General features: G+C 63.2%; 27 protein-coding genes. 13 read left to right on the forward strand and 14 right to left on the reverse strand.

The annotated features are described in order from the left end of the window. Nucleotides 1–4: 4 nt before the first annotated feature. On the reverse strand, nt 5–712 hold the full coding sequence (locus HV796_RS22350; protein WP_175228683.1) for a 2Fe-2S iron-sulfur cluster-binding protein: 708 nt from the start codon (nt 710–712) through the stop codon (nt 5–7). Nucleotides 713–1,423: 711 nt separating this feature from the next. Between HV796_RS22350 and HV796_RS22355 the strand changes: the two genes are divergently transcribed. Further along, a complete protein-coding gene (locus tag HV796_RS22355; RefSeq protein ID WP_175228684.1) occupies nt 1,424–1,816 on the forward strand; it encodes a DUF4148 domain-containing protein in 393 nt (130 codons plus the stop codon). 465 nt (nt 1,817–2,281) lie between these two features. Here HV796_RS22355 and HV796_RS22360 read toward each other — a convergent pair whose 3' ends face one another. Next, nucleotides 2,282–2,956: a response regulator transcription factor gene (locus HV796_RS22360; RefSeq protein ID WP_246355984.1), complete on the reverse strand. Its 675-nt coding sequence runs from the start codon at nt 2,954–2,956 to the stop codon at nt 2,282–2,284. Nucleotides 2,957–3,268: 312 nt separating this feature from the next. Here HV796_RS22360 and HV796_RS22365 point away from each other — a divergent pair, with 312 nt between their 5' ends. After that, on the forward strand, nt 3,269–4,204 hold the full coding sequence (locus HV796_RS22365) for a LysR family transcriptional regulator (protein WP_175228686.1): 936 nt from the start codon (nt 3,269–3,271) through the stop codon (nt 4,202–4,204). A gap of 60 nt (nt 4,205–4,264) precedes the next feature. Here the strand turns inward: HV796_RS22365 and HV796_RS22370 are convergent, their stop codons facing one another. Both HV796_RS22370 and HV796_RS22375 read right to left on the reverse strand, forming a co-directional pair. Further along, entirely contained in the window at nt 4,265–5,557 is a 1,293-nt protein-coding gene (locus HV796_RS22370) for an aspartate carbamoyltransferase (RefSeq protein ID WP_175228687.1), read from the reverse strand. A gap of 108 nt (nt 5,558–5,665) precedes the next feature. Then, nucleotides 5,666–7,792 (reverse strand): putative bifunctional diguanylate cyclase/phosphodiesterase, encoded by a 2,127-nt coding sequence (locus HV796_RS22375; RefSeq protein ID WP_175228688.1) that lies wholly within the window; start codon nt 7,790–7,792, stop codon nt 5,666–5,668. A gap of 214 nt (nt 7,793–8,006) precedes the next feature. Between HV796_RS22375 and HV796_RS22380 the strand changes: the two genes are divergently transcribed. Both HV796_RS22380 and HV796_RS22385 read left to right on the forward strand, forming a co-directional pair. Continuing rightward, complete coding sequence (locus tag HV796_RS22380) at nt 8,007–8,603, forward strand: nitrogen fixation protein NifQ (RefSeq protein WP_175228689.1); 597 nt, start codon at nt 8,007–8,009, stop codon at nt 8,601–8,603. Nucleotides 8,604–8,706: 103 nt separating this feature from the next. Continuing rightward, a complete protein-coding gene (locus HV796_RS22385) occupies nt 8,707–9,129 on the forward strand; it encodes a hypothetical protein (RefSeq protein ID WP_175228690.1) in 423 nt (140 codons plus the stop codon). A 48-nt stretch (nt 9,130–9,177) separates the two neighbouring features. Here HV796_RS22385 and HV796_RS22390 read toward each other — a convergent pair whose 3' ends face one another. Further along, nucleotides 9,178–10,326 (reverse strand): FUSC family protein, encoded by a 1,149-nt coding sequence (locus HV796_RS22390; RefSeq protein WP_175228691.1) that lies wholly within the window; start codon nt 10,324–10,326, stop codon nt 9,178–9,180. A 26-nt stretch (nt 10,327–10,352) separates the two neighbouring features. Then, nucleotides 10,353–10,964 carry a LysE family translocator gene (locus HV796_RS22395; RefSeq protein WP_175228692.1) on the reverse strand — a complete coding sequence of 204 codons (612 nt, stop codon included), beginning with the start codon at nt 10,962–10,964 and terminating at the stop codon, nt 10,353–10,355. Between the two features lie 289 nt (nt 10,965–11,253). Between HV796_RS22395 and HV796_RS22400 the strand changes: the two genes are divergently transcribed. Then, on the forward strand, nt 11,254–12,225 hold the full coding sequence (locus HV796_RS22400) for a YncE family protein (RefSeq protein WP_175228693.1): 972 nt from the start codon (nt 11,254–11,256) through the stop codon (nt 12,223–12,225). A 100-nt stretch (nt 12,226–12,325) separates the two neighbouring features. Here HV796_RS22400 and HV796_RS22405 read toward each other — a convergent pair whose 3' ends face one another. The 4 genes from HV796_RS22405 to HV796_RS22420 form a co-directional block, all read right to left on the reverse strand. Then, a complete protein-coding gene (locus HV796_RS22405) occupies nt 12,326–13,384 on the reverse strand; it encodes an alkene reductase (protein WP_175228694.1) in 1,059 nt (352 codons plus the stop codon). A 97-nt stretch (nt 13,385–13,481) separates the two neighbouring features. Beyond that, entirely contained in the window at nt 13,482–13,784 is a 303-nt protein-coding gene (locus HV796_RS22410; RefSeq protein ID WP_175228695.1) for an ArsR/SmtB family transcription factor, read from the reverse strand. Nucleotides 13,785–14,098: 314 nt separating this feature from the next. Further along, complete coding sequence (locus tag HV796_RS22415; RefSeq protein ID WP_175228696.1) at nt 14,099–14,332, reverse strand: hypothetical protein; 234 nt, start codon at nt 14,330–14,332, stop codon at nt 14,099–14,101. Nucleotides 14,333–14,445: 113 nt separating this feature from the next. After that, nucleotides 14,446–14,910 (reverse strand): Lrp/AsnC family transcriptional regulator, encoded by a 465-nt coding sequence (locus tag HV796_RS22420; protein ID WP_175228697.1) that lies wholly within the window; start codon nt 14,908–14,910, stop codon nt 14,446–14,448. 144 nt (nt 14,911–15,054) lie between these two features. On the opposite strand from HV796_RS22420, the gene HV796_RS22425 reads away from it, so the two are divergent. Beyond that, nucleotides 15,055–15,684 (forward strand): LysE family translocator, encoded by a 630-nt coding sequence (locus HV796_RS22425; RefSeq protein ID WP_175228698.1) that lies wholly within the window; start codon nt 15,055–15,057, stop codon nt 15,682–15,684. Between the two features lie 10 nt (nt 15,685–15,694). Here the strand turns inward: HV796_RS22425 and HV796_RS22430 are convergent, their stop codons facing one another. Further along, nucleotides 15,695–15,868: a DUF1289 domain-containing protein gene (locus HV796_RS22430; RefSeq protein WP_175228699.1), complete on the reverse strand. Its 174-nt coding sequence runs from the start codon at nt 15,866–15,868 to the stop codon at nt 15,695–15,697. Between the two features lie 171 nt (nt 15,869–16,039). Between HV796_RS22430 and HV796_RS22435 the strand changes: the two genes are divergently transcribed. Next, nucleotides 16,040–16,360, forward strand: coding sequence for a YnfA family protein (locus tag HV796_RS22435; protein WP_175228700.1), 321 nt, complete (start codon nt 16,040–16,042; stop codon nt 16,358–16,360). Between the two features lie 89 nt (nt 16,361–16,449). Here HV796_RS22435 and HV796_RS22440 read toward each other — a convergent pair whose 3' ends face one another. Next, on the reverse strand, nt 16,450–16,965 hold the full coding sequence (locus HV796_RS22440; RefSeq protein WP_175228701.1) for a DUF1993 domain-containing protein: 516 nt from the start codon (nt 16,963–16,965) through the stop codon (nt 16,450–16,452). A gap of 295 nt (nt 16,966–17,260) precedes the next feature. On the opposite strand from HV796_RS22440, the gene HV796_RS22445 reads away from it, so the two are divergent. The 5 genes from HV796_RS22445 (at nt 17,261) to HV796_RS22465 (ending at nt 22,418) form a co-directional block, all read left to right on the forward strand. After that, nucleotides 17,261–18,823 (forward strand): S53 family peptidase, encoded by a 1,563-nt coding sequence (locus tag HV796_RS22445; RefSeq protein WP_175228702.1) that lies wholly within the window; start codon nt 17,261–17,263, stop codon nt 18,821–18,823. A gap of 137 nt (nt 18,824–18,960) precedes the next feature. Then, entirely contained in the window at nt 18,961–20,634 is a 1,674-nt protein-coding gene (locus HV796_RS22450; RefSeq protein WP_175228703.1) for a S10 family peptidase, read from the forward strand. 297 nt (nt 20,635–20,931) lie between these two features. Next, a complete protein-coding gene (locus HV796_RS22455; RefSeq protein WP_246355985.1) occupies nt 20,932–21,573 on the forward strand; it encodes a hypothetical protein in 642 nt (213 codons plus the stop codon). Between the two features lie 28 nt (nt 21,574–21,601). Next, on the forward strand, nt 21,602–21,964 hold the full coding sequence (locus tag HV796_RS22460; RefSeq protein WP_377691840.1) for a hypothetical protein: 363 nt from the start codon (nt 21,602–21,604) through the stop codon (nt 21,962–21,964). Between the two features lie 181 nt (nt 21,965–22,145). Next, complete coding sequence (locus HV796_RS22465; RefSeq protein ID WP_175228704.1) at nt 22,146–22,418, forward strand: RNA-binding protein; 273 nt, start codon at nt 22,146–22,148, stop codon at nt 22,416–22,418. Nucleotides 22,419–22,489: 71 nt separating this feature from the next. Here HV796_RS22465 and nadE read toward each other — a convergent pair whose 3' ends face one another. Beyond that, the gene (gene nadE / locus HV796_RS22470; RefSeq protein WP_281369818.1) at nt 22,490–23,362 is read right to left on the reverse strand and encodes an ammonia-dependent NAD(+) synthetase; all 873 of its coding nucleotides are present in this window, start codon (nt 23,360–23,362) and stop codon (nt 22,490–22,492) included. A gap of 344 nt (nt 23,363–23,706) precedes the next feature. On the opposite strand from nadE, the gene HV796_RS22475 reads away from it, so the two are divergent. After that, the gene (locus HV796_RS22475; RefSeq protein WP_246355986.1) at nt 23,707–24,732 is read left to right on the forward strand and encodes a L,D-transpeptidase; all 1,026 of its coding nucleotides are present in this window, start codon (nt 23,707–23,709) and stop codon (nt 24,730–24,732) included. Between the two features lie 70 nt (nt 24,733–24,802). Here HV796_RS22475 and HV796_RS22480 read toward each other — a convergent pair whose 3' ends face one another. Then, nucleotides 24,803–25,675, reverse strand: coding sequence for a DMT family transporter (locus tag HV796_RS22480; protein WP_175228705.1), 873 nt, complete (start codon nt 25,673–25,675; stop codon nt 24,803–24,805). Nucleotides 25,676–25,724: the final 49 nt, after the last annotated feature.

The raw sequence follows: 25,724 nt of genomic DNA on the forward strand, positions 1-25,724 counted from the left end.
TCCTTTACGCGTTGCCGCCAGTGTGCGCCGCGCGTACGGCCGCGACGATATTCACGTATGCGCCACAGCGACAGATATTGCCGCTCATGCGCTCGCGGATTTCCTCGTCAGTCAATTGTGGCGGGCGGCGTCGCACGTCCGCGGTGACGGTGCTTACCGTGCCCGCGCTGAACTCGCTGAGCAGCGCGGTGGCCGAACACAGCTGACCAGGCGTGCAGTAGCCGCACTGAAATGCATCGTGCTCGATAAACGCACGCTGCATCGGGCTTAACGTGCCGTTTTGCGCGAGGCCTTCGACGGTCGTGATCGTCTCGCCTTCGTGCATCACCGCGAGCGTCAGGCAAGCGTTGATGCGCCGGCCATTCGCCAGCACCGTGCACGCGCCGCATTGCCCACGGTCGCACCCTTTCTTGGTGCCCATCAGGCCGGCGTATTCGCGTAACGCATCGAGTAGCGTGACGCGCGGTTCGAGCTGCAGCGTGTATTCGCGGCCGTTGATCATGAGCTTGACCGGACGTGCGGGCGCAGGCGCGGGCTGAAACGCGGTTGCCGCGTCCGGTGGCGCCGGTTGCGTCTGTGCCTGCAGGTGCGGCGCGACGCCGACGGTCGCGGCCGCCGCCGCCGATTGCAGGAAGCGGCGGCGCGACGGTTGGGCAGGGGATGTCTCACCGGCGTCGTCGCAAACTTCTTCGTGTGCGTGATCCTTCAACATGATGTTCTGCTTGCTCCAATGAAAGGTCGTTGCGTGGTCGCGAAAGACCGCATTGCAGGCGCTGCGCGGCAGCGGATCGGGCAGGCCGATGCTCTATCGCCAGCGACGCGCGTGAGCGCGCTAAAAAGATCAGCAATTTCGATGCCCCGCGCCCGGTAAAGGTGAAACGCGGCATGAGCCGATGCAGGCGGGTGCGGCGTGATGCGATGTGCAAGCGGCAAGGAGACCGCGACAAACGAAAGCGGATGGACGGATACGGAAGCAAAGGACAAAACGTGCTTCAACGCACCACGTTGCACTCAACAGACCGGAAAGTAAATAGGCGCGCCATAGGCTTGCGCAGTTGAAAGATAAAGTTCACGCAGAGCGCATCGTTTCCTGACGCTTGCTCGTGGAGCGGAGGGGACTTGGCGCATTGCGCACGAGGCGCCATGCGCGATGCAACGCAGGTGCGCGTGGCGCGCGTGCGTGAGCGCATACCTTACGTCCTTGTTAGACAGGCTTGAAAAGAATACGGAGCCGCGCAGGCCAATCCATGCTGCATAGCAATTTGCGGCGAGTTGCCGTGCCGCATGCTCGAGGCACGTCGCGGCCGGTGAGCCGATTGAGCAGTTTCATGAGCCGTCGCGCGATTCACGTCAATCTCACGGACCTCTAAAGTTCAGTCCATGCCGTCATCGACGGAACTGAGCTGAATAGGAAGGGATTGCCATGAAACGCTTGAACCAGGCACTGGTCGTTGCATCGTTCGTTCTCCTTCCGCTGGTGAGCCACGCAGCAGACAGCGTGCCGCTCACGCGAGCGCAGGTCCGCGCTGACCTGATTTCGGCCGAACAGAACGGCACGTATCCGACGAGCAAGGAGCATTATCCGGATCCGGCATGGGACCCGGCGGCGGTTTACGTCGCGAACAAGGCGGCGCAAAAGATCGCGCAGGAAGCAGCGAACAAGGCGGCCGCTGACGCGGCGGCAGCGAGTTCGTATGGCAATTCGACTTCCGGCAGCTCGGTGTCCGGAGCGGCATCGGGTTCAACATCGGGCTCGCGTGTCGATAACAGCGCGCTGGTGCGGTCGCAAATGGACAACCTGTATCACGGTCATTGAGCACGGCGTGGGCCGCACACCGATGTGTGATTCATCGATCGTCAAAGGACAACACCGCTGCAAGCGCGCGTGCGGCCCGGCATCTGGCCGCCGCGCAGCTTCACGGAGTGTGCCCTTTGAGGAAACGCAGTCACTGGCTGTTGCAATTGCCGATTGTGCTCTGCAATGCGATGAAGGTTACGCAGGGATCGGTTATTCCGGATTGAAGCGGATTCTAACGAAATCCCTACATGGGACTTGTCAAAATGCACTGTCATTTAAAGCGCAATCGCAGTGCTAAAGAAGACATCCGCTTGAATGAATTGACTATGCTTTCGCATACATATGATTTTTGAGAATTTTCGTTAAAACGGCGCAGGCGTGAATTACGCTGCTCGAATAGGGAAATAAATGTCGATTAAAGCACTCGTGTCAACGCAACGGATGAGCGATTACGCAATGATGCGGTCCGCTTTGGTGGAGGACCTATTTCTGCATCAGCTTCTGTTGCAACGGGAAGGCAAGCTCAGCCTCGATGCCGAGCGCACCCCCTTTGAGCACAAACTCGGCGAGCGAGCGCGATTGCATCTTCTTCATCGCCTGGTTGCGGTGAATTTTCACGGTGATCTCGCTGAGCCGCAGTTCGGCGGCGATCTGCTTGTTACGCAGGCCCTTGACGATCAGTTGCATCACTTCGCGTTCGCGCGGCGTGAGCGTCGCGTAGCAGCGGCGCAGGTCGTCGAACGAATGATCCGCGGCACGCCGTTGCCGGTCGCTTTCAAGCGCGCACGCGACGGCGTCGAGCATGTCCTGATCGCGAAACGGCTTGGTCAGGAAGTCGGCGGCACCGGCCTTCATCGCGCGGACCGACATCGCGATATCGCCGTGTCCGGTCATGAAGATAATGGGAATCCGCACCTGGTGCGCGCTGTACCGCTCCTGAACGACCAGTCCGCTTTGACCCTTCAAACGAACGTCGATCACGAGGCAGGCGGGTTGGTCCATCATCGGCAGCGCAAGAAAATCTTCCGCGCTCGCGAAGGTTTTTACATTGAAGCCGACCGAGCGCAGCAGCATCTCGACGGCCTCACGCATCGATTCGTCGTCGTCGACCACGTACACAATCGGTTCGTCGTCGACCCATCCCACTCCATCATTCATCGCACTATCCATGCGCGCTTCTCCTGGAAAAGCCGCGATTCACCCTCTGAATCACAGTGATGGCATTGAGCATACTGCCGCTGCAAGATGCTTGCGAAGAGAATTTAACCGGTATCGCTAAACGAAGTTTAAGGGCGATTTAGCGAAATGCAGAATGTGAGACTGCACGTCAATTCTGTCGTGAAGAAAAACCGTATTGTTATCGTGTTTTTGTTCCGTAGAATTCCGGCTGCATCAGCACAGTAATCTGCTAACGATGCTGAAATCTTTCGATTATGAATCGAAGGTTTTCGCCGATTTGTTGAGGATGAGATGGATTTGTCTGCCGTGGAAGCGTTTGTGCGTGCCGCTGAAGCCAGAAGTTTTACCGGCGCAGCCAGACAGATGGGGTTGACGGCTTCCGGCGTCAGCAAGGCGGTCAGCAGGCTCGAATCGCAAACCGGCGTGGTGCTGTTGCATCGCTCGACGAGAAGCGTCGGGCTGACGGCTGAAGGTGCGGTGTTTTTTGACCGATGCCGTGAAATTCTGACGGGCCTGAAGGATGCGGAAGCGGCATTGCAACAGTCTGCGCAAGTGCCGTCTGGCCGCTTGCGGATCGCGGCGCCGATTACGTTCGGCCGGTCGATTCTCGTGCCCGCGCTGGTCGATTTCAGGCGCCGGTATCCTGACATCACGGTCGAGACGAGCTTCTCGGACGCGTTACAGGACATTATCGAAGAGGGGTTCGATATCGCGATTCGCATCGGCGACCTGCCTTCGAGCCGGTTGATCGCGCGGGAAGTGGGTGTCGCGCACTGGATTGCGTGCGCGAGTCCAAACTATCTGAACGAGCGGGGTAGACCTCGGACTCCTGACGATCTGGCCGGGCACGACTGCGTTGCTTATATGTCGGCGGACACGCGGCGCTGCCGCGACTGGCACTTCATGTCGGGTAGCCGCGACTGGACCGTGCGCGTCGGCGACACCGCGCGCCAGGTGGTCGACCACTGCGATGCGCTGATCGATGCGGCGCTTGCCGACTCAGGCATCGTGTACGTGCACAACTACGTTGCGGCGGAACACCTGCGTTCAGGAAGGCTCGAACGCGTGCTGGACGGGTTCAGCACGCCGCGGCGCAGCATTCACATCATCTATCCCACCCTCCGGCAACTGTCGCCGAAAGTGCGGTCGTTCGTCGACTTCGCGGTGGAGGCGATGACGGGGTATGGTGAGCTTTATCGCACGAACGAAGAGTGCGACGTGGCGTGACGAATGCAAGCGTCGGTTGGGCCGGCGCTTGCGTCGGAGTGCGAAGCGAACCGCTGCGCGTCAATCGATGCCGTGAAACACCGCGTCGTCCGGTCCGAGATACGCGGGCGGGCGCCATGCCGCGTCGCGCAGCGAATGCTGCACGAGCTTTTCGACGCCGAGCAGCACGGCGAAAATCGCCATCCGCACCGGAATGCCGTTGTCGGTCTGCCTGAAAATAGCGAGCCGCGAATCGTGGTTCAGGTCGGTGCTCAGGTCGTTCGCGCCGGGCCGGCTGTCGCGCGGCAGAGGGTGCATGATCAGCGTGTCGGGGCCGCACACGCTATCCACGAGCGCCTCATTGATCTGGAAATCGGGCGTATAGCCTTCAAACGATTCGTCGGTGAAGCGCTCTTTCTGGATGCGCGTCGCGTAGACCACATCCGCGCCACGCAGGCCGTTCGGCAAATCGTGGGTCTGTTCGATCACATGTCCATTGCGTGAAATCTGTTCGACGATGTACGTGGGCATTTCGAGCATCGGCGGCGAGATCAGCGTGAACTTGATGCCGCGATAGAGCGCAAGCAGCTTCACGAGCGAGTGCACGGTGCGCCCGTACTTCAGGTCGCCGACCAGCGCGATATGCGCGCCGTCGACAATCTTGCCGAGGCGCGAGAACTCGCGCTGGATGGTGTACAGGTCAAGCAACGCCTGGCTCGGGTGTTCGCCCGGTCCGTCGCCGCCGTTGATCACCGGCACGTTCGTCGCGCGCGCGAACTCGGCAACCGAGCCTTGCTCCGGATGGCGGATCACCAGCGCATCGACGTAGCCGCTCATCACGCGGCTTGTGTCGTAGATCGATTCGCCCTTGGCCATCGATGAAAACGTAAAGCCGGTGGTGTCGCACACCGAGCCGCCGAGCCGGCAGAACGCGGCGCCGAAGCTGACGCGCGTGCGCGTGCTTGCTTCAAAAAACAGATTGCCGAGTACCGCGCCTTCGAGCACGCGCGAGATTTTCCGGCGGCGTGCGATGGGCTGCATGATGTCCGCGACGCGAAAGAGCGCTTCGACGGAATCGCGCGAGAACTGGTCGACCGACAGCAACTGCGGTTTGCCTTCGAACAGGATCTGGCTGGAGAGCGATTGGGTGTCTACGCTTTGCGTATATCGATCGGCCGCCTCACCGTTGACGACGATTTCCGACACGAAGCGTTCGACGATTTCCGGCATCGCGCGCGACTCCTGCGAGTCATCGGGCAGCAGCCATGTGTCGAGCGCGCGGCGCGACACGCCAATGCGGCTGGCGAAGCCGTCGCGGGTCAGGTTCATGCGACGCATCGCATCGCGCAGGAAAGCTTGTTGCGGAACGCTCATTCGGGGCACCTTGGTCGGCTGGTGTTGTCAGGTGATTTATATACGCGGTGCGTATATTAGTCGGCTGGCACCCGAAGTCAAGAAAATTTTAGGCGTGGCGAGCGGAAATCAGTTCAGCAGCGCCGACGGCGCTGACGCACCGGGGTCAGTGCGCATCTGCTTGTGCATCAGCGCGCCGAACGCATCCGCGGTCAGCGGCCGGCCGAGCAGGAAACCCTGCATTTCGTCGCACCGCATGTCTTTCAGCTTGTCGTATTGCGACTCCGTTTCGACGCCTTCGGCGACGACATCCATTTCGAGCGAGTGGGCGAGCGCGATGATCGCCGACACGATCGCCTTGCCTTCGTGGCCGTTGTCATCGAGGCCATTCGTAAAGAAACGGTCGATTTTCAGCTGCTTCACGCGGAAGCGCTGCAGGTACGCGAGGCTCGAATAGCCGGTGCCGAAATCGTCGATCGAAATCTCGAAGCCGGCTTTCTGGAACTGGTGGATCGTCGCGATCGTCTTTGGCGCGTCCTGCATCGCGACGCTTTCGGTGATTTCGAACATCAGTTGCCAGCATGCGACCTGTTCGGCTTTCGCGATGTCGAGGATCGTCGCGACGAGTTCCGGCTGGGTGAGCTGGCGCGGCGACAGGTTGACCGCGACCTTCATCGGCGGCAGCCCGGCGGTCTGCCAGCGCCGGATCTGGCGGCAGGTCTCGCGCACGACCCAATAGCCGATCTGTACGATCTGGCCCGAGCGTTCGGCGATCGGGATGAAATCCATCGGCGCGAGTTCGCCGAATTCCGGGTGATTGAGACGCAGCAGCGCTTCGGCACCCGCGAGTTCGCCGGTGTCGCCACGGAATTTCGGCTGGAAGTGCAGCGAGAAATAGCCTTTGCCGAGGCCCTCGTGCAACGCGCGCTGGATCTTCAGCGTGCGCAGCGCGGCCTCGTTCATCCGCGCTTCGAAGAAGCGATAGATGCCGCGGCCTTCGCGCTTGGCTTCGTACATCGCGGCGTCGGCATGCTTGAGCAGCGCGTCGCCGCTGTCGCCGTCCTGCGGAAACAGCGCGATGCCGATACTCGGGATCACCTGCAGCGCCTGGCCTTCGGCGACGATGCCCTCGCGCATCCGCGCGAGCAGGCCGTCGGCCATTTGCGCGGCGTCCTGCGCTGCCGTGAGGTCTTCGGCGAGGATCACAAACTCGTCGCCGCCCAGGCGCGCGACCGTGTCCGCCGCGCGCACGCACTGCAGCAATTGTTGTGCGAACGCCTTCAGCACTTCGTCGCCGAACGCGTGGCCGAGCGAGTCGTTGATCGTCTTGAACCCATCCAGGTCCATGAACAGAATGGCGAACGGCCTGTTGCGCGCCCGCGACACGTCGATCGCGCGCCCGATGCGCTCGGTCAGCGAGCTGCGGTTCAGCAGGCCAGTCAGCGTGTCATAGGTCGCAAGGTGCACGATCTGGTTGTTCAGCGTCGTCACCGAGCCGGCCAGCAGGGTGTTGCGCGCGTCGAAGCGCGACAGCAGCAGCGTGACGACCAGAATCGCGAACGTGAACAGGATGACCGTGGTCGCGAGCCATTGCGCGTTCTGGCCGGCGGCGACGCTCGCGTTCGCGCCTTGCACCGCGCCGCAGATCGACCCCGGCAGAAAATCCGCGGCGGCCATGCCGGTGTAGTGCATGCCGGTGATCGCAATGCCCATCACCGCTGCCGCACCGATCCTTTTCACGATGATGCGGCGCAGGTTCGAATCGCGCAGCGTGTGCGCGATCCACAGCGCGGCGATCGACGCGGCGATCGCGATGACCAGCGAAGCCGCAAAGAGAGCCGGGCGATAGTGGATGCCCGGCTCCATGCGCATCGCCGCCATGCCGGTGTAGTGCATGCTGGCGATGCCGATGCCCATCAGCACGCCGCCCGCAAGGATGCGGCGGTGCGACAGCGTGCGCCGCGTGACCACGGCGAGGGCGAAATACGAGACGACGAACGCGATCGCGAGCGACGCGCCGGTGATCTTCAGGTCATAGCCGACCGGGATTGGCAACGCAAACGCGAGCATGCCGATAAAATGCATCGACCAGATGCCGACGCCCATCGCGGCCGCACCCCCCGCGAGCCACACCTGGCGCTGGCGCGATACGGCCAGCAGGGTGATGCGGCCCGCGAGATCCAATGCCGTATAGGACGCGAGCGTGGCGACAGCGATCGACAGCACGACCAGTGCAGGGTTATACGAGCTCGGCATGGCAGTTTCCGCGGTGAATCACTCCTTTACTCGTTATCGACGCCGATTCGCAATTATTTAATCCGCATCGCAGGAAACACGTCAGTATTTGCCCGAACTCACGGCGTCGCTTGCGCAATTTTAAGACAGTAGTCGCTGTACCGGCATTTTCGGGGTATTGTGCTGACGAGTTCGGGCGCACGACGCCTGGCCGCCGATCCGGGGTGTTCAGACCATGACCTTGCCGAACGATGACGCGCCTTCGCCGCGCGACGCGTGCGTACAAAGCCTGCTCGATTACGCGGTCAACCGCGCGCGGGCCGACACGGTCACTTTTGCGCGTCTGATCGGCGCGAAACTCGCGAGCGGCGACCTCGCGGATCTGGGGCTGCCGCGCGACACGCTTGGCGCGCTCGGCGCCCGGCACTTTCCCGAGGCCGTGTATATCGGCGCGTTGCCGCTCGAGGCGTTTCCCGAACATCCCGCTGCGACGCTGCATCAGCCGTTCGTCGACGATCTGCGCAAGCTGCTGCTGCGCCACGAGCGGCCGCCGATCGCGAATGCAATCGACGCATGGTGCCTCGCGACCATCATCGCGACCGCGTGCCTGCGGCCCGACCACCTGTGGCGCGATCTCGGCCTCGACGGCCGCGACGACGTCAGCGGCATTCTCACACGCCATTATCCAAAGCTCGTCGCGCGCAATGTCGACGGCTTGCGCTGGAAGCGCTTTCTCGCGCAGCAAGTCGCGCTCGACAAAGGGCGCACGCCCGGTCCGGCGCCGGGCTGCCCCGGCTGTGAAGACTTCGACTTCTGCTTCCGCAAAACCTGACGTGGATTGCCTCGCGTGAATCAAAACGGGGCGGCAACGGGTACGCGATTCCGGTATAAAGACCGCTGCCTCAATCCCCGATCCACGTTACCAGGAGAAGTCGATGTACCCAGTTCGAAAGCTGATCGCGACGTTCGGTCTACTGGCTGCGGTGGCGAGCGCGGCGCCCGCGTTCGCGCAAACCACGCCGGGCGGCGCGTCGGTTGCGACGCCGGCCGGCGATGGCACGTTCCTGCTGACCGTATTCCTGAAGCACGATCAGTCGAAGACGCTGCCCGAGATCAACAGGGAGCTCGCGAAGCAGGGGTTCTACAAGGCGTTTCCGCCGCCGGGCGTCGAGGTGGTGTCGTGGTACGTGATGATGGGCATCGGCCAGGTCGTCACATTGCGCGTGCCGGCCAACCGGCTGCGCGAAGTGAACCGCGTGCTCGAGGAAACCGCGTGGGGCGGCTATCGCACGGAGTTCTATCCCACTTACGACTACAAGGCGGCTGCGGAAGAGGCGCGCGTGAAAGAGGGTAAATGAGCGCGCCAATGAGAGGGCAAATAACGCGCGCCGCGTGAGCCGCTGGCGCTAGGGGCTCGCTTCATCCGGCGATGGCAGAAACGGCAGGTTGGAGGTCGCGAACATCATCGCGGCCAGCGTCGCGATGCCGATCAGGATCCCTTCGAGCCGCATCAGCGCCGGTAGCGGATCCGCCGACCAGTGGTGGTCCTGCACGAACACCATGATGAACGCGATCGTGAACTGCCGGCCGACATAGCTTGCGCCCTGGCTGCCGCTCTGCACGTGGCAGCCGATCCACACGCCGCACGACAGCGCGATCAGGCAGGGAATCTCCTTGCCGTTCATCAGCGGCAAGAGTGCGATGCCGAGCGCGCCCGCTATCAGGCAGCCTGTCACGCGCTGCACCATTTTTTGCACGACCGGCCGCTGATCGCGGCTCGTCAACGAAGCGGCCGGCAGGACCATCACGGCGATCGTCGTTACCAGCGCTTGAGCAAAGCCCGGCAGGTTCAGTGTGTAAGTCAGTGCGGCGATGATCGCGATAGACAGCCCGGTCTGCAGACCGAGCAGCATGCGCGCGGCATGCAGTGGGCGCAATGGCGGCGTGGGCGTTGCCGGCGCCTGCGGCAGCGCCGTGCCGTCGGGATGCGAGCGCCGGCGCCATTCGATGACGACGTGGAACAGCCCGGCCACCACGACGCACGACAGTACGCCGACCAGCACCTCCGCGACGCGCAACGCCGCGAACGACGCGGTCTTCTCCATCGATACGAGGATGTGCGCCTCGTAGGTGACGAGCATCGACGTGATGCCGCCGAGCACCCATGCGTAGGACGCGACCGCGCCGTTGCCGCAGTACACGCAGGCGCCGCCGATCACACCCAGCATCGGAATGAAAAGCCACGGCCGGTCGCCGATTAGCGGACCGACGACGACGCCGACCAGCGCGCCCAGCAGCGTGCCGAGCACGCGATAGGTTGCGCGCTCGAGGCTGCCGTGAAAGCTGGTCTGCATCACCGCGAAGCCGCTGATCGCGGCCCACCATGTGTTGGTCAGATGCAGCATGTGCGCGAGCGCAACGGACAGCACGACCGACAGCACCGCTTCGGCGCCGAACACCGCGCGCTCCGGCGACGGCTTCCACGCGGCAAGCTCGCGTCCAAGCGCAAAAATGGCGGACCGGGATAGTTGTGCGAATGAGTTGAGCGGATTCATCAGCGGCGGGTCCGGGCGTCCACCGCTCAGCGCGTGGCGATGGCCGCGGCGGCGCCCGCCATCATCGTCGCGCTCGTGCGGTTCGCGATACGCACCGCGCGCCGGCTCGTCAGCAGTTTGCGCGCGCGGGCCGCGACCAGCGCCCAGCCGAGGTCGACCGTGGCGAGCACGATCAGCATCGTCAACGTCAGCTCGAGCCACGCGAGCGTGCCGACACGCGACAGGTCGATCAGCGTGGGCAGCAGCGCGAGATAGAAGACCATGATTTTCGGATTACCGAGCGTGACCGCGAGACCCGCGGCGAACATGCGCCACGGCGAGCGATGGGCCGGCAGCGTGCGCGCTTGCAGGTCGGCGGGCGCGCGCCACATTTTCCGTGCGAGATAAAGCAGGTAAGCGACACCGGCGAATTTCAGCGCGATAAAGACGGCCGCGAACGTATGCGCGAGTGCGACCAGACCGGCGACTGCGCATCCCAGCCACAGCGCTTCGCCAAGCCACATCGCCGCGAGAAACGGCAGCACGTCGCGCAGCCCGTTGGTCATCACGCGCGCAATGAGCGCGGCGATGCTCGGGCCGGGAGAGCCGGCTGCGACAACCAGCGCCAGTGCGAAGACGAGCAAACCTGACATCGCCATTGAGTGTCTCCGGTTGATCGACGGGTCTGCATCGGGAAGGGGCTGCACGGGGCGGCCGCAGGACGGTCCATTATAGCGGCGCCCGGTTTGCTGAATGCGTGTGCCGCAAGCGGCCGGACAGGGGCCGGGGACGTGCTTGCGGTGAAAGCCTGCGCAAGCCTTCGTCAGGCAAAGATCATTTATGTAACGGGGCTTGGCATCGGGATTCGAGCTCGCGCATAGTGACGCGTTTGAGATTCGCTGGCCCCACCCATTGAAGCTATTTGCCACATGCATCGGCGTCTGCGGCATGGCGTTTTTTGCCAGCGCGGCGCCCGCGCTGCCGCCAGCGCAACCGGACGCGTACAAGGTGATCGTGCTCGACTCCGGCGAGGCGGATCTCTCGCTGATTGACGAGAAGTCGTATCAGGTGGTCGGTACCGAGAGTACCGGGAAGGAACCGCATCATCTGATGATTACGCCCGACCAGAAGTCGCTGATTGTCGCGAACTCGGTATCGAACAGCCTGATGTTCGTCGACCCGGCGAGCGCAGCGGTCCAACGCGTGCTGCAGGGTATCGACGATCCGTATCAACTCGGCTTTTCGCCTGATCACCGCTGGTTTGTGACTGCGGCGCTGCGGCTCGATCGGGTCGATATCTATCGTTTCGACGGACATGATTTTTCGGTCGCCAGGCGCATCCCGCTCGCGAAAACGCCGAGCCATATGACGTTCTCATCGGACGGGCGCACCGTGTACGTCACGTTGCAGGACTCGGGAGAGCTCGCGGCGATCGATCTGGCCACGCAGTCGGTTGTCTGGAAAATTCCGGTCGGCCGCGATCCGGCCGGGCTCTGGATGACACCGGGCGATCGCGGCCTGCTGGTCGGCATGACCGGCGAGGACGACGTCGTGGTCGTGGACCCGCACACGCACCAGGTGGTGAAACGGATCCACACGGGGCGCGGCGCGCACAACTTCCGCAATCTCGACGACGGCCGCCACGTGGCGGTGACCAACCGGGTGGCCAACACGATCAGCATTCTCGACTACACGACGCTGCAGAACGTCGGCGAAATCGACAACCTGATGCCGGGTCCCGACGATATGGAACTGTCCGCCGACCGGCGCTTCCTGTGGGTGACGTTCCGCTTCTCGCGGCACGTCGGCGTGATCGATCTGCCCGCGCGCAAGCTGGTCACGACGATCGCGGTGGGGCGCTCGCCGCATGGCATTTACTTTCAGAATCGCGCGCCGGTGTATCCGCCGAATCCGGATTGAGATTCATAAAAAAGCGCGCCCGGAATCCTGTCCGGGCGCGCTTTTTCGCATGCGGCTCGCGATCGGCGAACCGCGAACCGCGCTTGAGCCGCCAGGCGATTCAGGCAGCTTCCAGCGATGGGTAGTCCGTATAGCCCTTCGCGCCTTCCGCATAGAACGTCGATGCATCCGGCTCGTTGAGCGGCGCGTTCAGTTCGAAGCGGCGCACCAGATCCGGATTCGCGATAAACAGCTTGCCCCAGGCGACGGCATCCGCTTCGCCGGCATCGATCACATGCTGCGCGGTTTGCTTCGTGAACTGCTCGTTTGCGATGAACGGGCCGCCGAACGCTTCCTTCAGTTGCGGCCCGATGCGGCCGTTGCCGAGCGCTTCGCGCGCCGCGATAAACGCGATCTTGCGCTTGCCGAGCTCGCGTGCGACGTAGCCGAAGGTCGCGAGCGGGTTCGAGTCGCCCATCGTGTGCGAATCGCCGCGCGGCGCGAGGTGCATGCCGACGCGGTTCGGGCCCCACACGTCGATACAGGCGTCGACCACTTCGAGCATGAGCCGCGCGCGATTTTCGATCGGGCCGCCGTACGCGTCGGTACGTTTGTTCGTGCTGTCCTGCAGGAACTGGTCAAGCAGATAGCCGTTCGCGCCGTGCACCTGCACACCGTCGAAGCCGGCCGCCTTGGCGTTTTCCGCGCCCTTGCGGTATGCGGCGACGATGCCCGGGAGCTCCGAAATATCGAGCGCGCGCGGCGTGACGAACGGACGCTGCGGACGCAGCAGGCTCACGTGGCCTTGCGGTGCGATCGCGCTCGGCGCGACCGGCAGATCCCCGTTCAGGAAGTGCGGGTCCGACACGCGGCCCACATGCCACAGCTGCAGGAACATCGTCCCGCCGGCCTTGTGCACGGCGTCGGTGACAAGCTTCCAGCCTTCAACCTGCTCCTGTGACCAGATGCCCGGCGTGGCCGTGTAGCCGACGCCTTGCGGCGTGACCGACGTCGCTTCGGACAGGATCATGCCGGCGGATGCGCGCTCCGCGTAGTACTGCGCCATCAGCGCGTTCGGCACGCGGATATCGCCCGCGCGTTGTCGCGTGAGCGGCGCCATGATGATGCGGTTCCGGAGCGTGAGATCGCCAATTTTGAGCGGATCGAAAAGTGTCGGCATAACGTTTCACCTTGTCTTATGGGCAATGGCCCGTGACTTGAGATTCAGCTTGAGTCGAGCTTGAAGAAGCTGACGTTGCGGATGCGTGCGTGTGAAGTCAGAGGTCCGCGTTCATCTGCTCGATAAACGTCTTGATGACTTCCTCGTTGCGTTTGAAGAAGATCCACTGGCCCACGCGCTTCGACGTCACCAGCTCCGCGCGCTGAAGGGCGGCGAGATGCGCGGAGACGGTCGATTGCGAGAGGCCACAGCATTGATCGATTTTTCCCGCGCACACGCCGTACTCGAGCGGCATCTCCTGGCCGGCGAAATGCCGGGCCGGGTCGCGCAGCTTCGCGAGAATCTCGCGCCGCACGGGATTGGCGAGCGCTTTGTGTATCGCGTCGATATCGATCTTCATTGGAACTGCTTCAGGTTCAGCGAGAGGTTCGTCAGCGCGTGACGGACGCCTGGTTTTCAGTACAACGGCATTTGCATCGTCAGGTGCCGAATCTTATATCGTAATTTGGCGATATGCGTGAAAGCCATTCTTGGACAAGGGGAACGCTTGATTTCGTGGGGAGTGGCGCCATGGGTGCGGGCCGGAACGCAACTAACGGTCTGCCCCGCGTCGCCCCTTTGTGGCGCGCGGTCACGGGTTGCCGGATTCGGGTCGCGTCACGGTCCGCGCGCACAGCAACGGCTGCCGTGCAGGGCGCGCCGGAGCCTATACGCTTAGCGGTTGCCGTCAAGCAAATCGCCGAGCATTTCGTCGAACGCGGCTTGCGCATCCTCGAGTTCCTGCAGCGCGGCGTCGAAAGTCTGCAGTGCGATCTGTGACGGGCGGCCGCTGCCGGCCGGCGGGAACTGTGTTTGCAATGCGGAAAAGGCGGTCTGCACCTGCTGCGTCGCGCTCAGGACGCGCTCCATCGCGCGTGTTTCTTCGGCTCGTGCCTGCTCTGGGTTCATGCGTGCTCCGTAGTTCAATGCGCGGCATCGCGCCGCGGCGCTCACTATGCCATCTGGACCGCGTGCAATCAAAGCGCTGCGTGACTCCCGCCCCACCCGCGGGCCGGCGCGGGTCACGCTAGCGGCAAGGCACCCGGTGATTTCACCTCACGCAACGACAGCGCGGACTCGACCGCGGTGACGCCGGGCAACCCGCGTAACTGATCGCGCATGAACGTGCCGTAGTCTTCGAGATCGTGCGCGACCACTTGCAGGACGTAGTCCGCGGTGCCGGAGACGTTGTGGCACGACAGAATGCGCGGAATGGCCTGGATTTCGCGCTCGAAACGGTTTGCCTGATTCTTGTCGTGCACCGCGAAGCGGACGTAGACGAAGGCATAGACGCCCAGACCCAACGCACGGCGTGACAACTCCGCACGGTAGCGCTCGATGTAGCCGTCGTTTTCGAGGCGCCTGAGTCGGCGCGCACACGGCGTCTCGCTCAGGCCGACAGTTTCGGCGAGTTTGGCATTGGACATGCGGCCGTCCGTTTGCAGCGCGGCGAGCAATGCGCGGTCGATTTTGTCGAGATCGTTCATGGCGACGTCATAAGGCTAATCATGTAGATTATTTTAGGGTAAAGCTCCAAAAATAGCCTAGGGCAGATCGAAAAACGCCAGAATTCGCTTCCGGATCGCGTGCAACATGAAGACCTTGTAGACAACGAAAGACCCGAGATCGACATGATTTCCGCTCATCTGCTGGTTCTGTACGTCGCGGCACTGGCCGTCGTTTGTGCGCTGCCGGGTCCGGACATGGCGCTGGTCATGCAGACCACGATCGCACGCGGCACGCGACACGGCTTTGCCGCCGCCTGCGGCCTCGCGACCGCCCGCGCGCTGCACGTCACGCTGTCCGCCTGCGGCGTTGCCGCGTTGCTGCGCAATGCGCCATGGCTCTTTGAAATCGTGCGCTACGGTGGCGCCGTGTATCTGGCCTGGGTTGCCGTGCAGATTTTCCGCTCGCCGGTGTTCGCGTTGCAGCGCGCAGACGCGCGTCTCGCTGCGCAGCAGCCGTTGCAGACCGCCTACGTGAAGGGCCTCTTCACGAATCTGCTCAACCCCAAGGCTTTGCTGTTCTGCTCGGTGTTGCTGCCGCAATTCGTGCGCGCCGACGCGGGACCGATCTGGGCGCAGATGGTCGAACTGGGTGTGGTGCTGGTGGCGGTCTGCAGCGCTTTCGACGCCGTCTACACGATCGGCGCCGCACGCATTGCGAGATGGCTGCGCGCGCATCCGCTCGCGCAAACGGTGCAGCGCTGGACGTTCGCGGCCGCGCTGATCGCTTTTGCCGCGCGTCTGTCGCTCGACTGAGTGAGCACGGCTATTTCTTTAGCATCGCCGCCCGATCGGACTTTTCGTCGATGATCTTGCGGCGATGCTTGTCTTTCATCTTCTTCCAGCTCTTGCATTCATCGCGGGTGCGCAGGCAGCCGATGCAATAACCGGTTTTGCCGTCGAACTTGCAGATGTCAATACACGGTGATTTGACGCTCATGGGACAGGCCGCCGAAAAGTGGAAACGGGGTCGATCGCAAAACGGACGGTGACTGTCGCATGGCATCGGTGCGTAGCGCAAAGTGATTGTTTCAATAAAGACGATAGACTTCCGCGGGCACCGCGCTCTTCAACCAACCGGAACGCGGCCTTTTCATCACCGGTTCCCGTTATGAAAACCCTGTTGCTCTACATCGTGACCGCGCTCGCGGAAATTCTTGGCTGTTATTTGCCATGGCGCTGGCTAAAGGACGGCGGTTCCGTGTGGCTGCTCGTGCCGGGCGCGATAAGCCTTGCGCTGTTCGCGTGGCTGCTCACCTTTCATGCGGCGGCGGCGGGCCGCGTCTATGCGGCGTACGGCGGCGTCTATGTCGCGGTCGCGATTCTGTGGCTGTGGGTGGTCGAGCAGATGCGGCCCACGGTGTGGGACCTGACCGGCGCCGCGTTGACGCTCGCCGGCATGGGTGTGATCGCGTTCCAGCCGCGCGGTTGATACGAAGGCTGATCTAAAAACCGATACGCGGCGCGGCGGGCTCGGACGTTCTGCCGAACCCGGCCGTGCCGGATGATCTTTCGAGCCGACTAGCTGTTGTTCTGTTTGCCGAGGAAATCCATCTTGCCGAGTTCGACTCCGTTGTGGCGCAGGATGTTGTACGCGGTCGTCAGATGGAAGTAGAAGTTCGGCAGCACGAACCCGAGCAGGTAGTCGATACCCGAAAACTCCACCGGGCCGCTGCGCATCTTGAGCGAGATCTGCTTCGTCTCGCTGCCGTCAATCTGCTGCGGCTTGAACTCTTTCAGATACGCGATGGTTTTCTGAATACGCGCGGCGAGCTCGTCGAACGAAACCTCGACGTCGTCGTATTTGGGCGCCTCGACGCCAGCCAGGCGCGCGGCACAGCCCTTCGCGTTGTCGGTTGCGATATGGACCTGGCGCGCGAGCGGCAACATGTCCGGAAAGAGCCGTGCGCCCGGAAGCACGGACGGGTCAATCTGCTTTTCCGCCACGTGCGCCTGACCCTTGCCGAGAATGGCCTGCAGGTTGGTGAGCCCGCGAATCAGCGCGGGCACCGATGCCTGATACATCGAAATGGTCATGAATCTTCTCCGTGAATCGTTCTGGCGTGCCACATCGTAGCGTTTGCTGTGACGGCGGCGCGCGCTCGATGGATGCATCGCGCAGCATCATAACCCTTGCGACGGACTCCAGACAGTAGGCCATCCGGACAACTGTTCCGAGGGCTGGAACTGTGTTGGAATCGTTTTGTCGGACAGAACGGTGTACAACCCTGAGAGGAAAGCGGCATCGGGTCGCGTCGCATACCACAGCGATGGTCGGGCCGGTCATCTATAACGCGCGGTCACAAGCCGCGCATAAGACGGGAGGGACACGATGGGCAAGCATCCATTGCCGGGCAGCGAACGGGCTGTGGCCGAAGGGTCGCAAGTGGTCGGGCGCTGCGACCCGGCCGAAACAATCGAAGCGGTGGTCATGCTGCGGCGCCAGCAGGAAGCGCAGTTCCAACAGCTGGTGCGCGGGATCGAGTCGGGCTCGTCCGGCGCCGTGCCGATTTCGCGCGACGAACTGGAACAACGCTTCGGCGCGTCGCCTGCGGACATCGCGACACTGAAGGCGTTTGCCGCGCAACACGGGCTCAACGTGGTGCGTGAAGACCCGGCTGCCCGTACCGTGGTGCTGAGCGGCACGATCGCGCAGTTCCAGAGCGCATTCGATGTCGAACTACAGCACTACGAGCACCGTTCGATTGGCCGCTACCGCGGGCGCACTGGCGCAATCAGCGTGCCCGACGATCTGAATGGCGTGGTGACCGCGGTGCTCGGGCTCGACAACCGTCCGCAGGCGCGTCCGCACTTTCGTATCAGGCCGCCGTTCCGGCCCGCGCGGGCGGAACCGGCGGTGTCGTTCACGCCATTGCAGCTTGCGTCGCTGTACCGCTTTCCGCAGGGCGACGGCGGCGGCGAATGCATCGGCATTGTCGAGCTGGGCGGCGGCTATCGAACGTCCGACCTGATCGCCTATTTCTCCAGCCTCGGCGTGAAGGCGCCGAAGGTCGTGCCGCTCGGCGTCGACCAGGTCGGCAACGATCCGACTGGCGACCCGGGTGGCCCGGACGGCGAGGTGACGCTCGACATCGAAATCGCCGGCGCGATTGCTCCGGGCGCGACGCTGGCTGTGTATTTCGCGCCGAACAGCGACGCAGGTTTTGTCGATGCGGTGAGCCGCGCGGTGCACGACACCACGTACAAGCCGTCGGTCATTTCGATCAGTTGGGGCGCGTCGGAATCCACGTGGACCGAGCAGTCGATGCAGGCGTTCAACGATGTGCTGCAATCGGCGATGGCGATCGGCGTGACCATCTGTGCGGCCGCGGGAGACAGCGGCTCGAGCGATGGCGTTGGCGACGGACAGGACCACGTCGATTTCCCCGCGTCGAGTCCCTATGTGCTCGCGTGCGGTGGGACGAGTGTCGAAGTGTCCGGACAATCGATCGTGCGTGAAGTTGTGTGGAACGACGGCGCGAACGGCGGGGCGACGGGCGGCGGTGTCAGCACGGTGTTTCCGGTGCCCGCGTGGCAGGAAGGCTTGTCGGCTGCGGGCTCGCATGGCGGCAACACGCCGCTCGTGCGGCGCGGCGTCCCGGATGTCGCGGCCGATGCCTCGCCCACCACCGGTTACGACGTGCTGATTGGCGGACAGAATACGGTGGTCGGCGGCACCAGCGCGGTCGCACCGCTGTGGGCGGCGCTGATCGCCCGCATCAACGCGGCGAAGGGGCAGCAAGCAGGGTTTGTCAACGCGAAGCTATATAAGGCGGCGAACGTCTGCAACGACATCACGCAGGGCAATAACGGCAGTTATGCAGCCGTGTCCGGGTGGGACGCCTGTACAGGTCTCGGCAGCCCTGATGGCGCAAAGGTGGCGGCGGCACTCTAGGTTGGCAATGGACGTGGTCAACGTATGTGTGGCGCGGTTGCGGCACACGCGCGGCGCAGCGATGAAAGCGGCATTGCGGTGCCCTTGCGATGGTCACGTGGCGTGGTTTTGACGGTCATGCATTCTATGGAGCGATCATGGCAAACAACGAATCAGCTTCTGGCGGTCTGCAGTCGTCTCACAATTCGGGGGCATCGTCCGGCGGGGCGGGCCACAGCGCACCGCATCATGCGGGCGATCAGCCATTCTTCGATCCCGTCGCCTATGGCAACGGTCCCGACGATTCAGTCACTGACTCAAGCGAAAACGCGGCCATCACCCGGCATTCAATCGACATCGGCGGCAAGAAGATCCACTACACGGCAACGGCCGGTCATCTGGTGACGGTCGACCCGAGTAGTTCACAGCCGGATGCGAAGATGTTCTACGTCGCGTTTACGCAGGACGGTCAGAAAGAGGATGCGCGTCCGCTCACGTTTTTCTACAACGGTGGGCCGGGGTCGTCGTCGGTATTCGTGCTGCTCGGGTCGTTCGCGCCCCGGCGTATCAAAACGTCGATGCCGAACTTCACGCCGCCGGCGCCGTACCAGATGGAAGATAATCCGGACAGTCTGCTCGACAAAAGCGACCTCGTCTTTATCAATCCGGTCGGCACGGGCTACTCGGCCGCGATCGCACCGCATAAGAATCGCGATTTCTGGGGCGTCGACCAGGACGCGGACTCGATCAAACAGTTCATCAAGCGCTTTCTGACGAAGAACAATCGCTGGAACTCACCCAAGTTTCTGTTCGGGGAATCGTACGGTACGGCGCGCAGTTGCGTGCTCGCATACAGGCTGCACGAAGACGGCGTCGACCTGAACGGCGTGACGCTGCAGTCGTCGATTCTCGACTACACGCAATCGGGCAATCCGGTCGGCGCGCTGCCGACCGCGGCGGCGGACGCGTGGTTCCACAAGAAGCTTGGCGTCGCGCCGACGCCGACCAATCTCGGTGCGTTTGCCGAGGAAGTGGCGCAATTCGCGCGCACCGACTATCTCGCGGCGTTGCGTAAGTTTCCTGCCACAGACGACGCGACCGTCGGCAAGCTGAGCGAGTACACCGGCATCGACAAGACGACACTGCTCGCGTGGAGCCTCGATATCGCGGCATACGATAGCCGCGGAAACTCGCTGTTCCTGACGACGCTGCTGAAATCGAAAGGTCTCGCGCTCGGCGCGTACGACGGCCGCGTCACGGCAATCGAAACCGGTATTGCCGGACAGATCGATCCGAACTCCGGTGGCAACGACCCGACCATGACGGCCGTAACGGGCGTGTACACGACCATGTGGAACACGTATCTGAACGAGCAACTGAAGTTCACGTCGAATTCGGCGTTCACCGACCTGAACGATCAGGCATTCCAGAATTGGGACTTTGGCCATATCGACCCCACCGGCGCGCAGAAAGGCGTCGATGCGCACGGCAACGTCGTGCTCTACACGGCGGGCGACCTTGCCGCGGTGATGGCGCTGAACGTCGATCTGAAAGTTCTGTCCGCAAACGGCTTCTACGATTTCGTCACACCGTTCTATCAGACGATTATCGACTTGCAGCGCATGCCGCTTGTCAGCCAGCAGGTGCGTGAGAATCTGTCCGCGCGGTTCTATCCGTCCGGGCATATGGTTTATCTCGACGGCGCGTCGCGTACCGCGCTCAAGCATGATCTCGCGGCAATGTACGACTCCGCGGTGGGCAACACGGCCGCAGTGGGCCGCATCCGCGCGTTGCAGGCACGCAAACTCGAGAAGAAGGCGACGCCGGCGTAGCAGGCTTTGCGATGCCGTGAGAGTCGGGCCGCCCGCGCTCACGGCATCGCTACCGCGCGGTACGTCAAGGTGTCACGTCGCATCACGCGTTGCCGGCCGCCGCTCGTGATGCAGTGTTGCGCGTCGTCGCACGCGATTTCGTGTACGCATGAAAGGTTGCTCACTCAATCGTTTTAGCGGTGCGAATGCGCGTATTTCAGGCCATCCATGCCGATTGAATTCGCAGTGCGGTCGCCGAGTATGTTTTAATTGGCCTGCGAATTGACCCTTCCGTGCCGTTCGACGGCTTGCTAACCAATGAACGAAGGCAATGCAGACAGTCGCGCAAACGCGCAGCGCATCAGTCATATCGAGTTAACCGACCCACCTGCCGGCGCAAGCGCGCGCAGCACGGCGAGCGTACCTTGGCGCGCGTGGCCGGCCCGAATCGGGCGTAGCGCGACGATTGCCGCGTTATGCATCTGGGCCGCGGCGTATTGGGATGCGGCTCGCGCGCAAGACATATCGATGCTCGACGAGCGCGTCACGCAGCAGTCGGTGGCGGACACAATCTGCAAACCTGGTTACGCAGATACCGTCTCGCCGCCGGTCGACGAAATGATGGCGCACAAGAACCGCTTACTCGCCGAGCGCGGCATCGATGCCGACGACAGTACCGACTACGCGCTCGACCGGCGCGTGCCGATTGTGCTCGGCGGCGCGCCTGATGCGCCCGATAACTTCGACTTGTTACCGTGGGGCGGCCATCGCGGCGAACGTCGCAAGGAACTGCTGACCGCGAAGCTGAAGCGTTGTGTCTGCGCGGGAAAGATGACCCTGAGCGCGGCTCAGGCGGCGATTGCGGGCGACTGGCCCGCGCAATACGCACGCTTGCGCCGCGCGCCGTGCGAAGACGGTCCTGCCGGCATGGCGACGGGTCCCGACGACGACGGTTCGTGACGCGCAAGTACGGATCTGGAGAATACCCATGACGAAGCTGAAGTCTGATTGGCTTGCCGTTGCCGCGGTGTCCGGTTTCCTGCTGATGATGAACAGCGCATCCGCATCGGCCGGCGCGCCGCTGAAATGCCGCACGGGCGACGTTCTGCAGATTCGCGGCGACGCGCCCGCCGCGATCAGCTACGATGTGTACAGCCAGTTGTACCCGCTGTCCGCGAAGCGGCTCGCGCTATTCCAGGAAGCGGGCACGGTACAGCGCCTGCCGGATGGCCTCGACGTTTGCGAGATCGCGGACGACGGCGTTGCCGACCCGTCCGCCGTGCTGGTGCGCGGCCGGCACGACGAGATGGCGTGGTGGGTCAGCGCGGACCACATCAAGGCACACGACTGAAACGACTGACGAGTGGGCTGCGCGCCGCGCAAGGAAGTGGCGCAATCAGGGCCGGTTCTCGCGCATGCGGCAAATGCAGCGAGAGTGTGCGGCACTTCAGAGGAGGGTGCGACATGACGACGTCTGACCTGCATCCGGCAGCGGCGCGATCGCTGCGCGGGCTTCGTTGCGCGGGGTATGTATGAACCTGATCGTCTGGAATTTCGCGCAGACGTGTTCCGAGCAGGATATTCGCGCGTTTCTGCAGTACGAACTCGGCCACTACCTGAAGAATGTCACCGTGTACGAGCACGGCACACCGAACGCGTATGCGCACGTCGAGTTGAATGCGGATGTGCCTTACGTCGGCGACGTGATCGCGCAGCAGGTACACGGCAAGTTGTTGGGCGGCGTTGCGTTACAGGCAAGCGCGATGCCTTTCGATGAGAAACCGGCGCCACCGCAGCGCCAGTAGCCGGCCCGCGAACCGATACCGCCAGCCTTTGCACGATGCGCGTGTCGCCCATTTCCGCAGGCGGCGCGCGCTCAGGAGCGAGACACGGGTGCTTGCCAATCGAACGGCGTGTAGGGTAGCGCCCGTTTGTGCGCAGTCGCATCGTAAAAGCGCATCACGACCTGATATACCGCGTCGCTGACCGGCTTGCCTTCGAGAAAATCGTCGATATCGTTGTAGCGAATTCCGTATGCGTCTTCGTCCGGACGTTGCGGACGCAACATCTCGAGATCGGCAGTCGGCACCTTGTGTGCGAGCGCGTCCGGCGCGCCGAGCGCCTGTGCAACCGCGCGCACCCGTCGTTTGTTCATGCCTGCGAGCGGCAGCACGTCCGCGCCGCCGTCGCCGAACTTCGTGAAGAAGCCCATCACCGACTCGGCCGCGTGATCTGTTCCAATCACGACACCGCGCCGCGCGCTCGCCACTGCGTATTGCGCGATCATCCGGCTGCGCGCCTTGATATTGCCGTGCACGAAGTCCTGTTGCGCGTGATTCGCGAAGCGCACGCCGCTAGCGTCGAGCGATGCCAGCATCGCGTCGGCGGCGGGCTTGACGTCGACCGTCAGTACTTCATCCGCACGAATGAACGCAAGCGACTGCTGCGCATCCGCTTCGTCCTGCTGCGTGCCATATGGCAAACGCATCGCGACAAAGTGCGCATCATAATGCGTGGCACGCAGCCGCTCGACTGCGCGTTGCGCGAGACGGCCCGCGGTCGTCGAATCGACGCCGCCACTGATGCCGAGCACATACGTCGCGAGTCCGTTTGCGCGCAGATAGTGCGCGAGAAAATCGATGCGCCGTTCGATTTCCTGCGCGGCATCGAATGACGCGGTGACGTGCAATTCGGCGGCGATGCGCTGCTGGCGAGCGATGGGATTCTCTTCATGCGAGCCTGCGGTCATCAGCGTTCTCCTCGATATAGACAGTGCAATTGGGTGAGATGCGTGTTCGCAGAGAGTCTGGTTTAATGTCGACAGCCTGTCTTCGATTATGTTCACCCGAAGCCTTGATTTTCCTGACGCATTGGCGGGCGTATTTGCCGATAATCTGCCGCCACGCTCTGTCGCGATATCGGTCGAGTTGGGCTGAGGTTTTGCCCATTTCATGCTGGATATTCGTGTTCCGATTTTCGACGATTGACGCGATCGTCGTCGAAGGACCTGCGAGGGCTCGTGTTTGCGCAGGCCTTCCGCGCGCGGTGAGGGCCGGCGCGCGGTCAATGGTAAGCGGGTTTGCACACTTGGCGATGAACAACAATAAGCTTGACCGGCTGGCGAAATGTGCGCCGGATTCCGGGGGCGGCAATATCGAATGCGATTCAGTTAATGCAACGCGCCGCTTCGGTCATAGTGTGCGCGCGGGTCTTGTCATCGGTATCGTTGCTTTAATCGGCTGGTGCGGTTCTAGCGCGACGGCATGGGCGGCCGGTGCATCGCGCACGCCGACCGCATGGTCGGCGCTCGTATCCGGCGTGACCGCGCGAGACGCGGTCGGCGGCGCCGACCCACGCCAGGCGATGCTCATGCGCGACATCTTTGCGCGTGCGGTCACGCGTCGCCTCAACGTGCCGCTCGCCGAACAGCACGCGTATGGCGCGCGCATGCAGGCGATGCTCGATGTCAATTCGCTTGGCAGTCTGTCGGGCGAGTATGTGGTGCTGGTCGACCGCAATCAGAATGTGCAGGCGCTCTTTATCTATTTCCGCGCGGTGCCGGCCGATGCCTGGCAACTGATCGGTGCATCGCCGATTGCGACCGGCCGGCCGGGGCAGTTCGACCATTTCATCACGCCACTCGGCGTATTCGAGCACACGCCGGACAATATGGACTTCCGCGCGGAAGGCACGATGAACCAGAACGGCATCCGCGGCTACGGGCGGCACGACATGCGGATCTTCGATCTCGGTTGGGCGCAGGCTGAGCGCGGCTGGGGCAAGGGGGGCGTGTCGGAGATGCGTTTCCAGATGCATGCGACGGACCCGGACAAGCTCGAGCCGCTGCTGGGCATTCGCCATTCGAAGGGCTGCGTGCGAATTCCCGCGACACTCAACGGATTCCTCGATCACTTCGGTATCCTCGACGCGGAATACGAGAACCTCGTCGACTCGGGCCGTTCATTGTGGGTGCTGCATTCGGACCGGCAGGTTACGCCGTGGTCGGGACGCTATATCGTCGTGGTCGATTCGGAGCGCAAGACGCGGCCGGCGTGGTCGCCTGCGCCGAGCGGCGCGATGCGCGCGAAGATGCCAGCCGGCGCGGATACGGCCGATTGAGCGCGGGCCGGATCACCGCGCGCAGGCTGAACGCATCAGCAGCGGCCATCGCCGTTTCGTTCGCCCCGAATCACGACCTCGCAAGCAGTACCCCGATCAGCGCCACGACGAAACCCGCCATCTGAATCGGCAATAGCGTTTCGCCAAAGCCGAAATAGCCTTCTAGCGCGGCAAGCGGTGGCACGAGAAACAGCAGCGCGGTCGCGCGCGAAGCATCGCCGCGTCGGACCAGCCACACGAGCAGCGTGACGCCGACACCGGACAGCATTACGACGCCCCACGCCAGCGCTACCCACAGTGTCGGCGACGATATCCAGCGATGCTCGCCGAGTGCGAGCGCGAACAGTCCGGCGACAAGCGCTGCGCCGAAGTTCTGCACGGCGCTCGAGCTTCGCAGATCGGCGCTCGCAAGCGAAGTCTTCTGGAATAGCGTGCCCGCGGTGATCGACACGACCGCCACCATTGCCACCGTGATGACGAGCCACGCCGGTGCGTGTCCGTGCGCCGCCGGCAAACTGGCCGCGGCGAGTTTCGGTTCGAGCACCAGCGCGACGCCGGCGAGTCCCAGCGCCATGCCTGCCCAGCCCCGCGACGACAGGCGCTCGCCGAACAGCGGCGCCGCGACCGCCGCGGTCAGCAGCGGCTGTAACGCGCCGAGCAGCGCCATTACGCCGGCGGACATGCCTTGCGCGACGGCCCAGTAGCCGGCGCCGAGATAGACGCCTTGCAGCAGCGCGCCGGCCACCAGGTGCTTGCCGAGCGCGCGGCCGGTCGGCCAGGCGGCGCGGCCGACGAGCGCCGCGCACGCGAATAGCAACGCGGTGCCCGAAAAGCGCGCGAGCAGATAGAGGTTCGGATCCGCGAACGGCGCGATGGCGCGCGCGACAACGAACCCGGTCGACCACAAGACGACGAAAACGACGGCACCGATTGAAGCGAGCATGACGCGCACTGCAGCAGAAATGGAATGCGCGCAGTATCGCGAGCGGCGC

The sequence above is a fragment of the Paraburkholderia humisilvae genome, from assembly GCF_902859855.1.
GTDB lineage: Bacteria > Pseudomonadota > Gammaproteobacteria > Burkholderiales > Burkholderiaceae > Paraburkholderia > Paraburkholderia humisilvae.